This is a genomic window from Mycobacterium sp. HUMS_12744610, assembly GCF_041206865.1.
In the GTDB taxonomy this organism is placed as follows: Bacteria; Actinomycetota; Actinomycetes; order Mycobacteriales; family Mycobacteriaceae; genus Mycobacterium; species Mycobacterium servetii.
The window spans coordinates 4,743,394-4,758,040 of the sequence record NZ_JBGEDP010000001.1 but is presented as its reverse complement, the minus strand read 5'-3'; the positions used below and the strand labels follow the sequence as shown (position 1 = coordinate 4,758,040).

General features: G+C 61.2%; 7 protein-coding genes and 1 pseudogene. 6 read left to right on the top strand and 2 right to left on the bottom strand.

Translation table 11 applies throughout. From position 1 onward, the window contains the following. Positions 1–238: 238 nt before the first annotated feature. Positions 239–2,347, top strand: coding sequence for a tetratricopeptide repeat-containing glycosyltransferase (locus AB8998_RS23145; RefSeq protein ID WP_369741723.1), 2,109 nt, complete (start codon positions 239–241; stop codon positions 2,345–2,347). 220 nt (positions 2,348–2,567) lie between these two features. On the opposite strand, the gene AB8998_RS23140 is transcribed toward AB8998_RS23145, so the two are convergent. Further along, on the bottom strand, positions 2,568–3,809 hold the full coding sequence (locus AB8998_RS23140) for a class I SAM-dependent methyltransferase (protein WP_369739967.1): 1,242 nt from the start codon (positions 3,807–3,809) through the stop codon (positions 2,568–2,570). 524 nt (positions 3,810–4,333) lie between these two features. Next, positions 4,334–5,261 (bottom strand): annotated as a pseudogene (locus AB8998_RS23135) (IS5 family transposase). Here AB8998_RS23135 and AB8998_RS23130 point away from each other — a divergent pair. From AB8998_RS23130 to AB8998_RS23110, 5 genes are all read left to right on the top strand, one after another. Continuing rightward, positions 5,188–7,674 (top strand): hypothetical protein, encoded by a 2,487-nt coding sequence (locus AB8998_RS23130; RefSeq protein WP_369739965.1) that lies wholly within the window; start codon positions 5,188–5,190, stop codon positions 7,672–7,674. The pseudogene AB8998_RS23135 and the gene AB8998_RS23130 overlap by 74 nt on opposite strands. Before the next feature lie 481 nt (positions 7,675–8,155). Further along, a complete protein-coding gene (locus tag AB8998_RS23125) occupies positions 8,156–9,271 on the top strand; it encodes a tetratricopeptide repeat protein (RefSeq protein ID WP_369739964.1) in 1,116 nt (371 codons plus the stop codon). Next, a complete protein-coding gene (locus AB8998_RS23120; protein ID WP_369739962.1) occupies positions 9,214–12,354 on the top strand; it encodes a glycosyltransferase family 2 protein in 3,141 nt (1,046 codons plus the stop codon). Before AB8998_RS23125 ends, AB8998_RS23120 begins: the two co-directional genes overlap by 58 nt. Further along, complete coding sequence (locus tag AB8998_RS23115; protein ID WP_369739960.1) at positions 12,338–13,336, top strand: methyltransferase domain-containing protein; 999 nt, start codon at positions 12,338–12,340, stop codon at positions 13,334–13,336. The genes AB8998_RS23120 and AB8998_RS23115 overlap by 17 nt, the downstream gene beginning before the upstream one ends. Beyond that, complete coding sequence (locus AB8998_RS23110; RefSeq protein WP_369739958.1) at positions 13,333–14,637, top strand: hypothetical protein; 1,305 nt, start codon at positions 13,333–13,335, stop codon at positions 14,635–14,637. Before AB8998_RS23115 ends, AB8998_RS23110 begins: the two co-directional genes overlap by 4 nt. Positions 14,638–14,647 lie beyond the last annotated feature (10 nt).

Below are 14,647 nucleotides of genomic sequence, written 5' to 3'. Positions count from 1 at the left end.
ACTCGAGGCCGATGCGCAGCAGGCAGGCGGTGCTGTCGTCACAGCGACGCGCCCGATGGAACCGCCGCGGATCGCCGGGCCTTGACCCGGTGCCGTGTACGTCGAACGGCGCGACCAACGCTCTAATATGTACCGCCGCTGCTATTTTGCGCGCAACCCGGTCCGCGACACGCGATTGCTCTGTACACTTTGAGCGGTGTCCAAAGGGGTAACCGCACACTCCACGGTCTGCCTGAACATGATCGTGAAAGACGAAGCCGACGTCGTCGCGGAGACGCTTGATTCGGTAGCGCCCTACATCAGCTCGTGGGTGATCGTCGACACCGGTTCCAGCGACGGGACCCAGGACGTGATCCGCAAACACATGGCCCGACTGGGCATCCCGGGCAAGCTTCACCAACGACCATGGCGCGATTTCGGCCATAACCGCACCGAGGCACTGGACCTCGCCCAAGGCTACGGCGACTACATCTGGGTCATCGACGCCGACGACATCGTCGTGGGCACACCCGACTTCACCCAATTGAGCGCCGACATCTACCGCATGCGCCTCGGAGACGCCTCCTTCACCTACTGGCGCCCGCAGTTGTTCCGCGACGGGGTGCGCGTGCGCTATGAAGGCGTCGTCCACGAGACGGCCGTATGGGGGTCTGACTGCGTCGCTGAGCGCCTCGAGGGCAACTACTACGTCGAATCTCGTCGCCTCGGTGCCCGCAGCCAGGACACGCAGAAGTATGCGCGTGACCGCGACCTGTTGCTGGCCGAGCTCGAACGTAACCCCGAAAATGCGCGGGCGGTCTTCTATCTGGCCCAGAGCTACTTCGATCTGGGTGATTTCGCCAACGCTCGTAAGTGGTATGAGCGGCGGGTCGAGATGGAGGGCTTGGACGAGGAGGTCTATTACTCGATGCTGCGGCTCGCAGAGTCGATGGCGGGACTCGATTGGCCGTGGCTGGTTGTCCAGGACGTCTACCTTCAGGCTTGGGAGTTTCGACCGACCCGCGCCGAGGCGCTCTATGCCATCGCGCGGCGGTACCGCGAACAGCAGCGCTACCTTCCCGGTCACTTGTTTGCCCAGCGCGCCGCCCAAATCCCCTTTCCCGAAAAGGATCTCTTGTTTGTCCGTGCGGACGTCTATGCCTGGCGCGCGCTCGACGAGCAGGCGGTCTGCGCCTCCCAGCTCGGCAACCATGTGGAGGCGTTCATGTTGTGCCGGCGCCTGCTGGCCCTCTCCGACATCCCCGACGGTGATCGCCAGCGGATTGCGGTCAACCGCGACGTCAGCGTGCCGGTCATGCTCGAGGCGGCGTCCTCGTATCCTGGGGCGCTGGTGCAGCGTCTGGTCGCCGGTCCGGGCGCCAAGGTGGTCGTGAGCCTGGTCGCCGGACCGGACCGCGAGACCACCGAGCAGGCCATCATCTCGTTTCTGAACTGCTGCCTCGATCTACCACTGTGGTTCGGGCGCTTCCTCGTGGTCGATGCCGGCCTGTCAGGCCCCGACCGCGCGTTGCTGCGGGAGCGCTATGGGTTCCTCGAGTTTGTCGATTGCAGCCCCGGTGACAGGCCGGCCACGCAGCTCGCGCGGCTTCGCGCTCAGATCCAGGGCCGGTTCTGGCTGCACCTGGGCCAAGGCTGGCGGTTCTTTGCGCCCGAGAATTTCATCACCCGCATGATCGCGGTGCTCGAATCCGAGCCGCAGGTATTCCAGGTGGGCATCAACTTTGACGATGCGGGCAAGCTGACCGGCGCCTGCGCCGCGGAGGAGGCGGTGCGCCGCTCACCCGACGCCGGCCGCTACGTCCTGGCCGAGGCGGTTGCCAGCGGCCCGGCGATGTTCGACACCGCACGCCTAGATCGGGCCGGCGGCATAGGGGGCAGCGACCCAGATCCGATTGCCGAACTCGGTTGGCGGGCGGCCGCTGTCGGACTACAGACCGCCAGCCTCGACGAGGTGTTCTGCATCGCCACAGTCCGACCCGTGCAGCAACCCAAAGCCGCGGCGAGGGTCGCGAAAAAGGCCGCTGCCCAACCCGTGCAGCACCCCAAAGCCGCGGCGTGGGTTGCGAAGAAGGCGCCTGCGCGACGTGCTCAGGGACCCAAAGCCGCGGCACCGGTTGCGAAGAAGTTCGCTGCCCGGCCGGCTCAGCAACCCAAAGCGCCGGTGCGGGCCGCGAAGAAGGCCGCTTCCCGGCCGGCTCAGGAGTCCAAAGCCGCGGTACCGGCCGCGAAGAAGGCGGCTGCCCGACCCACGCAGCAACCCAACGCCCCGGCACCGGTTGCGAAGAAGGCCCCGACGAAGAAGGCCCCGGCGAAGACGGGACGTCGGCGGAAATCATTTCCTCAGTAACCGGATCGGAGTCCGGCGGTGTTCGATAGCTATCAATATCAGCCCCGGGAATAAACTTCGCCGATGCGGTCAACCTGCGCGGCCGAACACGAGGAGCGCCCACGCACCCGACGCAGCCGCTACGTTCTAACCGATGAGATGGTCAGCGGTCCAGCAGTTTTCGACACCGCGCGCTCAGCTCAAAGCGGCACTCGAGGAACCAACCCTGCTCGAGGCGGTCCTAATTCGAGGTACCGTTGGCCGGCTTTGTATTCCGGGTCATCGCGACGAAATCTAGACGCCACAGCGATTCGAATAGCTTGCGACCGAATTCCTCCAGCTCGGCTGCGTTGGTTCGTGGCGCCCCTTTGCTCTGCGCCAAGCTCTTGGCGATCTGTCGAATCGTTCGACGGCCATCCACCTGCTGCACGAACTGGAACTGGGCCGGGGTGAGAGCCGTACGCCAATTCGGTCGATAAATCTCTTCGCCGTCCAAACCGCAACGCATGCGCATCCGCGGGACGTAGTCAAGAGCGTCAGCGGCTGAAAAATCGATCTTGTAGCTCTTTTTCGGTCGGTCAGGCCGGCACGCAATGAAATAATGACATGCGTTCAAGACGTGGAGTTCCTCGATCACGGACCACAGTTTGGCCTCCGGCAATGCGTTCATGGCTCGATCGAGCGAGCCCCCCGGGCTAAACCAATCATGCGGGTAGTACGGAGCATTGATGAGCCATCCCTGGAACACCAGTCCAGCTGAGTCGACGAGATCGAGAGATTCATCGACGGTAAAACTGCGCTCGTGGCCATTCAAAAATACGCTGGCCAAGGCGGCGTCGGTCTGCGCCGAAACCGGTGCCATTTTGAAGTAATTGTGGACGGGGTGCTCGGGTGGTAGCGCCGAGATGATTTCTCTGACCTTTTGGACCGACTCGTCGTCGGGACCTAGACCTATGTTTCTGAAGGCCAATTGAAGCATCTCGATCCCTATTCGACCGTACTTCGCGTTGAGCATAACGCCTAGGGCACCGTCGGGCCGCAGGCAAGCGCCAAGTGCTCTCATGCCTGCAGCAGCGTCTGGGAGATGATGCAAAACGCCGGTCGTCACGATGAGGTCGAAGTCACGTCTCAGCTTCCGCACTTCTTGGAGCCGAAGCTGGTGCAACTCCAGGTTCCACAACCCGTATTTGTCTTTCAAGAATTGCTGATGGTCCAGTGCCGGTTGACTGGTGTCGACCGCTACTACCTTCGCGGCGCGGTTCGTAAACGCAAAAACCGCAGCCTGGTTGGCTCCGCATCCCGCGACCAAGATGTCGAGGTTGTCCTTGTATTCGCGGTCTGGCCACAAAATCGGGTGAGCGTGAAGGGGGTCAAACCATTCCCAATTGTCTTCGGTCCACGCTTCGAGGTCCTGTATCGGTTCTGGATACCTCCATGACTCGTATCGCGGGGAAAAAAGCTCTGCACGCAGATCCTGAGTCATCTCAGCGGTAGACCCTCCTGGTCGATGTTGCTCGGGGATCGCGGATCGCGGATCGCTTGTCGCTGAGGGCATCACAAGTCCAGCATTCCCATGGGGGGATTATCGGTTACTGCCCCGTTCTGCCGCAAGCAGACACGGCGATTGGATTGAAGTCTAGGCGACGTGAATCACCTTGGGTGAGTTGGGACTTCAGGCCTTGAATAGGGATGTAGTCATCCGAAAGAACGGCCGTACGAGAACCTGGCCGCGCGCAGATATAGCCCCGAAGGGAAGATCGGTGCGTTCCGAATGGTCCGCACCTTGCACGCCGAGTCGCGGTACTGAGCACGGGACGATTTAGCGGATCACTCGTGGGCTTGCGTACGGCGTCGAGTCGCTACGGTCGTGGGTGCGCCACCGGCGTCTCGACCACAGATGCCCGGCTTGTCAGGCCTTGAACAAGAGAACCGAGAGTTCAAGCACCAACAAAATTCTGAAACGGGCAGTATCTTCGGGGCTCTTGTGACGTTGTAGTGGGTTCGTGACTAGGGCGTGTCTCCCAATTGGTTGTTTCCGACGCGGGAATGGATTACGGCGCAGGCCAATAGGACACCGCCGAGGTAGGTCAGGGCGTATTTGTCGTAGCGGGTCGCGATACCGCGCCATTGCTTGAGCCGGTTGTAGCCTCGTTCGACGGTGTTGCGCAGACCGTAGAGCTCGGCGTCGAACGCCGGTGGGCGACCCCCGGCCGATCCCTTGGCCTTGCGCCGGGCGATCTGGTCTTTGCGTTCGGGAATCGTGTGCTTGATTCTTCGGGAACGTAATTCGGTGCGCGTGCTCGGGTGTGAATACGCCTTGTCGGCGAGCAATCGGAAGTCGCCACCGGTCACACCGTGCTCAGCGCAGGCGTGGTCGTAGTCGTCGAGCAAAGGCAGCAACTGCGGATTGTCGCCGGCCTGGCCAGCGGTCAACCGGACCGCGACAACAGCTTCGCGCTGATCGGTCAGGGTGTGGATCTTGGTGGTCAGCCCGCCTCGCGAACGCCCAATTGCATGGTCGTCGGGTTCATCGGCGGATTTCTTGTAATTCGACAGGGCCCCCTTTTGCCAGCGTGTCCGACCGGGCACCCGCCGAATGTTGATGCGCCCGTACGTTCGTCGAATCCACCGACAACAGCTTCTCGATATCGCCGGCCATCTCGGCGTCGAACCCGAAGGCGTGCGCCACCTGAGCAAACATCACGTCATAGGTGCCATCCAGCGACCATCGGTGATGACGCTTCCACACCGTTTTCCATGGCCCGAAATCAGCGGGCAGGTCCCGCCACGGGCATCCCGTGCGAAACCGCCAGGCAATCCCCTCCAAAATCAACCGGTGATCACCAAACCTCCGGCCCCGCTTGCCCTCATGCGAAGGCATCAACGGCTCAACCACCGCCCAGAACTCGTCAGAAATCACACCAATCCGCGTCACCAGCCAATCCTGGCTGGTCAACAGTCGAAAAATTGGGAGACACGCCCTAGGGGATTTGGGGCGCAACGGTTCTGCGCCGCAGTCAGACTCAAAACAGCGGTGTCGTCGGTCCATGATGCGGACTGAGTGCGTGCGGCCATCTTCGCTGGCTAAAAGGCAGCTCACCCCAATCCTGTTGTTGTACTTTGCAGCCATGCGTTTCGCCGTCGCGATTGTGTCACCTCCCTCCCATCATGATCTCAGCGGCGGCGCTTTCAACGAGGTTGCCGAGGCGGTGCACCATGCTCTTGTGGCGCTTGGCCATGATTCGGTGTTGACCAACCGCCTGGACTTCGACGATCGCCGCACCATCGTGCTGGGCGGAAATCTCCTCGTCCAGTACGGCTTGGAGCTGCCCAAGAACCCCATCTTCTACAACCTCGAGCAATTGGGCGACGACTTGCCGTGGATGGCAATGCCGGAATTCGTCGACCTTTTCCGGCGCTACCCGGCGTGGGATTACAGTCAAGCCAACATCGAGCGGCTCGCTGCTATGGGCCTGCCCCGGCCCATCTACGTGCCGATCGGATACGTCTCCGAGCTGACCCGGATCGCCCCGGCCCCCGAGGACATCGACGTCCTTTTCTACGGCGCGCTCAACGGGCGCCGCTACGCCGTTCTCCGGGATCTGCACGACCGTGGTCTTCGCGTCAAATGGCTAACGGGCGCCTACGGCGCGCGCCGCGATGCCTGGATCGCCCGCTCGAAGATCGTCCTCAACGTCCATTACTGGGACGCGAAGATCTTCGAAATCACGCGTGTTTCCTATCTACTGGCCAATCGGCGCGCGGTGGTCTCCGAGCGGGGTGCTGATCCGACATTGGAGCGCGACCTGCAGTCGGGCGTCGCGTTCGCGGACTACGACGGACTGGTCGATCGCTGTGTGGAACTTGTTGGCGACGAGCGCGCGCGACGCGAGCTCGCGGAGCGGGGCTACCAGGCTTTCTCGGCTCGCGACCAGGCCGCGATCGTGGACCGTGCGCTGGCGGAAGGCCGCGAGGGGGCCACCCACCGGAGCGCCGCGCGGGACGGCCCGTGCCTCGATGTGCGCCGCGAAAACCAAGCCCACAGTGCAAATCTCCGCGAACGCCAACTGTTGACCTTCAACCTGTTCAAGCATAAGTCTGCGCAGGAGTGCGATTGGTTGCTAGGTAAGGTGAAACGCGATCCTGAGGATGGGCGGTCGGTTTTTTTCCTGGCCGAGACCTACTTCCGTATGGAGGATTTCCTCAACGCGCGCCGGTGGTGTGAGCGGCGGGTCGAGATGGGTGGCTGCGACGAGGAGACCTACTGGGCGATGTATCGGCTCGCGGAGTCGATGGCCGAACTCGGTGAGCCGTGGCCAGATGTTCAGGATGCCTACCTCAAGGCGTGGGAGTTTCGACCGACCCGCGCCGAGGCGTTGCACGCCATCGCCTTTCGGTGTCGCGGTGAGCAGCGCTACTCGCTCGGTTACCAATTTGCCCGGCGCGCCGCCGAAATCCCCTTTCCCGAAGAGGACCTCTTTGTCCCCAGATACGCCGACGTCTACGCGTGGCGCGCCACTGATGAGCTCGCGGTGTGCGCTTCCTGGATCGGTCGGCACGCCGAGGCGTTCACACTGTGCCGGCGGCTGGTGGCCCGCTCCGATCTGCCCGAGCCGGATCGGCAACGGATTGCGGCCAACCGCGATTTTTCGGTACCGGCCATGATCGAGGCGGCCGCACCGTACCCCGAAGCCCTGGCGGCGTCCCTGGCCGCCGGTCCCGCTCACGGCGAGGTCACCGTCAGCCTGATCGCCGGACCGGACCGCCAAACCACCGAGCAAACCCTCGACTCGTTTCTGAATTGCTGCCTGGATGTGTCGCGGGTCGGGCGCTTCCTGGTACTCGATGCCGGCCTGTCCGCGCCCGACCGCGCGAAACTGCGGAGACGTTACGGGTTTCTCACCTTCGCCCGTCGCCGATCCAGCGCCAAGCCCGCACCCCAGCTGGCGCAGCTGCGCGAACAGATCCACGGACGGTTCTGGCTGCACCTGGGTGCGGGCTGGCGGTTTTTTGCCCCCGAGAACTACATCACCCGCCTGACCGCGGTCCTCGACGCCGAACCACAGGTGTTTCAAGTCGGCATCAACTTCGCCGACGCCGTAACGCTGACCGGCGCTTGCGCCGCCGAACACGCGGTGCGCCGGGCACCCGATGCCGGCCGCTACCTGCTCACCGAGGCGATGGCCACTGGCCCAGCGATGTTCGACACCACACGCCTGGATCAAGCCCGCTGTGCCCAACCCAGCGGCTCCGATACAAACCCCCAACTCGGCCGACCGGCAACCCGCGCCGCGCCGCGCACCGCCAGCCTCGACGAAGTGCACTGCATCTCAGGTCCCTGCAACTAATGGCATTCCCCCAGACCGTGGAGGCATCAGCTATAAGGAGTAGCCGTGTCAGTGAAAAGGAAGAAGTACGACCGGGAGTTCCGCGAGAGGGCTGTTCGGATGGCGAACTCCACCTCGCGCGAACCGAATACAACGGCATCAGGCTGCATGCCGCCCTGCAGTCCGTGACTCCCAACGACGAAAACGAAGGACGAGGTGATGCCATACGCACCCAACGCCGCAACGGACTGGCTCAAGTACAAGAGAACCGCATCGCATACTGTCGACTCAACGACGGTGCACACCCTGGAGAGAACCGATGAGCACGCCCAGGATCTGGTTGGATATTTCCAGCGACGCATGGCTCGTTAACTCAAACACACCTCAGCGCGGTAGCGAGTCGGGCAATTCTGAGGCGGAGTTCCTCGTAAGCGACGAGCTTCGAGTTAAGCCGAGTCCGGTCCACCGTTACGCAGAGCTGACCCGGAATCTCCGGAATCTCATGAACGCCGGGGACATCGCGGGCGCAGCCGCAGTGATGGCCGATATTGTCGACGCTACAGGGCCATCTGACCCGGCGGTCCTGCTCCTTGCCTTCGGGGTTTTCCGCCGAGTCCACTTTCCACCGGGTCGGCTCATCATTAAGGCCCTTCAGGCCGGACTAACCGATGCGCAGTACCGGTCTCTCGTTACCACCTGGACCGAATACTGCCGTGCTGGATTGTCTGAGGCGGAGGTGGAAAGCCTCCTCACCGCGGTCACGGCCGATCGCGAGATCCTGGACGGCACGCCGGGCGGCCGGTCGATCGCCATCAACGACAGGCTTTTCCCGCTCATGTTGGCGACGATGATCGGCAGTACCAGGCTGCGGGCGACGCTGCAGATTCGTGCTTTCCATCACCTACAGAAGGCGATCATCCAGGTGCCTGACGACACCGTACGCTCCCGCATCTGGCCGATCCTGCAGCCCGCCCTCGACGACCACCTGAAGGTCGTCTCTGCCCGTAGAACGCTAGGTCAATCTTCGGATTTGGCTTCGCTGGCCACTGAGTTCGCGACATCGCTATTCCGTGAATTCGACGAGCAGAACACCGTTGAACGGATGCACCTGCTCAGGCATACGTCAGAGCAGGAACGCGATCGGTTGCTAGCCGAGTTCCAACGCAATCCCGAGGATGCACGGTCGGTCTTATTCCTCGCCGAGACCTATTTCCAGATAGGCGATTTCGCCAACGCTCGTAACTGGTGTGCGCGACGTATCGAGATGGGCGGCAATGACGAGGAGGTCTACTGGGCACTGTTGCGGTTGGCGGCCTCGATGGCGGAACTCGACGAACCGTGGCCAGACGTTGAAGACACCTACCTGCGCGCCTGGTTTTTCCGCCCGACCCGCGCCGAAGCCCTCCACGCCATCGCCGTTCGATACCGCCTCGACCAACGCTACCGACTTGGTTACCTGCTTGCCCAGCAGGCGGCCGAAATCCCATTCCCCGGAGAGGACCTCTTCGTCTGGGATACTTCGCCGAGATTTACGCTTGGCGCGCGCTCGATGAGCAGGCGGTGTGCGCAGCCTGGATCGGTAAACACGCCGAGGCGTTCGCGCTGTGCCGACGCCTAGTCGCCCGCCCTGACATCCCCGACTGCGACCGGCAACGTATCGCGACTAACCGCGACTTCTCAGTACCGGCCATGCTCGAGGCGGCCTCACCATATCCCGAAGCCGTGGTGCAGTTGCTGGTCGCTGAACCGGGCGATGCGGAGATCACCGTCACCCTCATCGCCGGACCAGACCGCCAAACTACCGAGCAAACACTGAACTCGTTCCTGAACTCCTGCCTCGACGTGTCACGGGTCGGGCGCTTCCTGGTCCTTGACACCGGCCTCTCGGCGCCTGACCGCGCCTCACTGAAGCGACGTTACGGATTCCTCGAGTTCATCCGCCGCAGATCCACCAGCCGACCAGGAACCGAACTAGCACAGCTTCACACCCAAGTAGACGGACGGTTTTGGCTACATCTAGGCCAAGGTTGGCAGTTCTTCGCCCCCGAAAATCTCATCAGCCGCCTCACCGCGGTACTGAAAGCCCAACCACAGGTAGTCCAGGTCGGCATCAACTTTGAGGACGCCATCACCCTCACCGGCACCACCGCGGTCGAGGACCTAGCGCACCGAACACCCGACGCGGGCCGCTACGTCTTCACCGAAATCTTGGCCCACGGCCCAGCAATGTTCGACACAACCCGCCTTAACCCAGCCACCACCCGCCTTGCCGCCGGTCCGCACGCCACCAAGCCATGTACTGCCACTCTCGACGAGGTGCTCTGCATCCAACCGCTCTCCAACCTCAGGCAGCAGGACCAACAGATCCCAGCACAGACACAATTGGTCTCCAAGATCACACGCTCGGCGTACCCGAGTAAAGCCGCGCGACCTCTGAAACACGGATTGTCCGATATACGCCTATCGACGATACCGATCGTTGACGTGAAACCGGTTGCTCAGCTGCCGTTCCACGATGTCCAGATTTGGTCGACCACCGGCATTGACCCTAGTTTCCAACTGCATCTGCCGCCCGGCTCTACTCCCATACATCCCGGCTGGTATGTGCTGAGCGTGGCGCTCCGGTCGACCGCAGGCCGGTTAAGTCGTCCAAAGCTGTACCGCGACCATGGTGATGGCTTTCGAGAGCAAGACAGCGACATACTTGTACTTGCCGACAACACCACCCATCATCGGGTGCTCATCAAGGTCGAACGTCCCATATACGCATTGCGTCTCGACCCCAGCGACAGCTCTGATGTTAGCGAATTCCTGTTAGGCAGCGTGCATATTCGCCGCATCAGTCCGCAGGAGGCCCGGGACGAAACATGGCTGCGAAGCGTGCACGAGGTCTACGTGGCACTGCACCGCGGCCCGAGGGGTGCGCTCAAGAATCTGTACCGCAACACGCATGAGGGAACGGACTATTCCGAGTGGATCAAGTCCTACGACACTTTGGACGACAGCTTGCGTGCACAGATCAGAGCCGATATTGACGCAATGGAAGAACGGCCGCTGATATCCATCATTTTACCGGTCTACAACACGCCCGAACGATGGCTGCGCGCGTGCCTGGACAGCGTCCGCAGCCAACTCTATGGCGTCTGGGAACTCTGCATTGCCGACGACGCCTCGACAAAGCCACACGTGCGGCGTGTCTTGCAGAAGTATGCCGCTAAAGATAATCGGATCAAGGTTGTCTTCCGTAAGGAAAACGGTCATATATCGGCGACCTCCAACAGTGCACTGGAATTAGCGAGCGGTACCTATGTAGCCCTGCTCGATCATGACGATGCGCTGCCCGAGCACGCTCTGTTTCACGTTGCCCAGACTATAGTTCAACATCCCGAAGCGCGACTCATTTACTCCGATGAAGACAAAATTGACGAAACTGGAAGGCGCTACGATCCTTATTTCAAGCCGGACTGGAACCCTGTCCTGTTTTGCGGCCACAACATGTTCAGCCACTTCGGAATTTATTCGCGTCGCTTGGTGCGCGATGTTGGTGGTTTTCGCGAAGGTTGGGAGGGTAGTCAAGATTACGATCTGGCTTTGCGCTGTATCGAACGTGTGAAACGTGAACAAATTATCCATATTCCTAAGGTTCTTTACCACTGGCGCGCCATTACGGGTTCAACAGCCCTCGCACCAGGCGAGAAGAGCTACGCGCACGTTGCGGCTATGAAGTCGATCAACGCCCACCTCGAACGTCAGGGCGTCGAGGCCTGCGTCACACCCATCCCGGACCGAGGCGGCAACTCGCGCCTTTCTTACCAGCTTCGGGAGCCGGAACCGTCGGTGTCGATCATCATCCCGACCCGGAATGGCGGTGAGGTCCTGCGGCGTTGCCTAAGCAGCATCCGGGAACGTACCGACTACAGCAACTACGAAATCGTTATCGTCAACAACCGATCGGACGAGCAAGACACGATCGACCTGCTCGAACGGGAGGGCCGACGCCCGCACCAACGAGTTATCGTCTTCGACGAACCATTCAACTTTTCACGCTTGAACAACACCGCAGCAAAGCAAAGCGCTTTTGAGATTCTGGTGTTTCTGAACGACGATACCGAAATCATTACGGCAGGCTGGCTCAGGGAGCTCGTATCACTGGCGATCCAGCCAGGTGTGGGGGCTGTAGGCGCGATGCTCTACTACCCGGATGATCATATTCAGCATGCTGGCATCATTCTCGGCCTGGGAGCGCATCGCGTGGCGGGTCACGCCTACCACCGCAAGCCCCGCGGTTACCCCGGCGACAAATGCCGTGCCCAGCTGGTTCAGGAAATGTCGGCTGTCACCGCAGCCTGCATGGCTATAAAGCGAGACCGTTTCGAGGCCGTCCGCGGCTTCGACGAATCCTTCGCGGTCGCCTTCAACGACGTAGATTTCTGCCTGCGTCTTTCGCGGAAAGGCTACCGCAACGTATGGACACCCAACGCCGAACTCTATCACTACGAATCCTTGACCCGCGGCTCAGACCTCACACCGTCTAAGTCTCACCGCTATGATCAGGAATGCGAGGCCATGCGAGCGTGTTGGGGCGACTTGCTACTCCATGATCCCTATTATCACCCCGCACTTTCGCTCGACCAAGGCGACTTCATCACGTATTCGAGTCCCCGCGACTTAAGGAAGTGCCCCGATGACCGCGTCCTTTGACCGCGCCGCTATTCTCACCAAAAACCTGAAGCTCGAGAAGCAAGGGTTGGAAATTGGCCCATTGGATAATCCAATAGTGCCCAAGAAAGGTACGCGCGTTTTATATGCCGATCACTTGCCTACAGATAAGTTGCGTGACAAGTATCGTGGCGACCAATTCGTCAGAAATGACAACATCCAAGGTGTGGACATCGTCTTCGGCCCCTCGGGCGTTAAGGATGCAGTCGGATCGCGCCGATTCAGCTACGTTCTTGCCTCCCATGTGATCGAACACATCCCGAACCCGCTGGGTTGGTTCAATGAAATCTACGGTTTCATGGAGCCTGGGGGAATCCTCTCGCTTGCAATACCAGATAAGCGTTATTGTTTTGACCGGCTACGCGGACTTACTACCGCAACCGATTGGATTGGTGCATGGCTGCAGGAAGCGACAATGCCAACCCCCGTACAGATTCTGGACGCGCTATCTAATGAAGTAAGCCACAACGGCAACGGAATTTGGCAGGATAACGTCGACCCACACGACTTGACACGCGTGTGCGATCCACGTGAAGCTCTGAGGGTAGCGGTTGAGGTGTTGGAATCTGGCGAGTACCGGGACGTACATTGTTGGGTATTCACTCCAAGGTCATTTTGCAATCTTCTCCGCCGGCTGAGCGTGTTTGGCCTCCTCAATTTCTATGTGGCTAATTTTCACGACAGCGTGGGCCACGAGTTTTTTATCCAGTTGCAAAAGCCCGAAAAGTTCCAGTGGTCGGAACAGATTGCGTCTATTCCATTATTTCGCGAAGGGCGCTACAAGGCGCTTCCCGAAGACTTCGATCCTAAGTACTATCTGTCCCATTACCCAGATGTCATGCAAGCGCGCGTCGATCCCGCGGACCATTACGTCGAATACGGTCGTTTCGAAGGCCGTGCGGTGTGTGACGCTACCGGCCCACGCACCGGAGCGCCCAACGCGCAGGTGCCGGCTGCGCAGTGAGGGCTAGAACGGCAACCACGGGGAATGCGGTCGGCCCTAAGGAGGCGGACGCGACGACGAAGCGTTCTTATACGTTCGCCGAGGATTCGCCGACCGCGGGCGCGGTCTGTCGGCTGATTCAGACGGCCGCTCCGATCCCCGCCGGCGTGTCACTCCGGGTCGACCCGGGAGATGACATGTTCGCGTACAGCGTCAACACCTGCGCGACCCCTGAGCTTGCCGCGATGGCGTACTTCCGCGCCGGCATCTCGATCGACGACACTGCGCTCCAGATCGTCAAGTGGAGGTGCGGAAACCTCGACCGGGTGGGAACCTTCCTCGATTTCGCTGCCGGGTATGGACGCAGCACGCATTTTCTGGCCAAGCACCTCTCGACGGAGCGCGTGTGCATACCGGAGATTCAGCCCGACGCGCTGGAATTCCAGTCGCGCGAGTTCGGCGTTTGCACGCTGCTCTCTGAGGCCGATCCCGATAACGTAGATGTCGACGCAACACACGACGTGGTGTTCGTGTGCTCGCTTATCCACTTGCCCGAACGCACGTTCGCCCCGTGGCTGCGTCTGCTGTGGTCGTCTGTCGGTCCAGGCGGAATGGTGAGCTTCAGCGTCCATGACCAGGCAACCGTCCGGGTCGCGACGGATCTCCCCGACGACGGGTTTGCGTTCATGGAGCCGTATGTGCGCCGCCAGATTGAAGGTGCAATCGGGCTTGATGAGGCATTAGAGACGATTCGGCTACCGCGAGCGCTGCGCTTCCTCCGGGACGTATGGATCGTCTGCAACGGCCAGTGGCCGGCCGGGAAGCTGTGCTATGAGTGCGCTCCACGAGGGGCGCTCGACGAACTACTGGTGGCTGGCCGCACGATGCGGCTCCGCGGTTGGGTCGCGGACCTTGGGGTCGCATCTGATAAGCGCGCAAGTCACCTCATTCGAGACGTCGCCGTCTACCTAAACGACGCCGAGTCGACACGCGTCCCGACGGCGCTTGTCCGTCCCCGACGTAACCGCGCATCTCGGGTATCCGGAAGACAAGATCCTCACGCGGTGCGGCTGGGCTGCAACGCTCGACGGAGTCGATGTCGGCCCGTCGGATGTATCCGCCTTGTGCGGAAAGCATCATCGATGGCTGGTTCAACGCGATGGGTGTCGATGCGAGCGCCGTTGCGGTGGGAGCAATGCCCGAGCCGGTTGAGCGGCATAAGCGGATCGGCGATCTTCACCGGCTTTCCGCGCCAGTTTACTACCCAGGACCACTGGGCGGTTCCCCGGAGGTGGAGCACCGAAAGGTGCACTGCCCAATGAGAAGGACAGG

Excerpts from the sequence above, each read along its gene's own strand:
- AB8998_RS23115 (WP_369739960.1), top strand. The coding sequence starts at position 12,338 with ATGACCGCGTCCTTTGACCGCGCCGCTATTCTCACCAAAAACCTGAAG.
- AB8998_RS23125 (WP_369739964.1), top strand. The coding sequence starts at position 8,156 with ATGAACGCCGGGGACATCGCGGGCGCAGCCGCAGTGATGGCCGATATT.
- AB8998_RS23145 (WP_369741723.1), top strand. The coding sequence starts at position 239 with ATGATCGTGAAAGACGAAGCCGACGTCGTCGCGGAGACGCTTGATTCG.
- AB8998_RS23140 (WP_369739967.1), bottom strand. The coding sequence starts at position 3,809 with ATGACTCAGGATCTGCGTGCAGAGCTTTTTTCCCCGCGATACGAGTCA.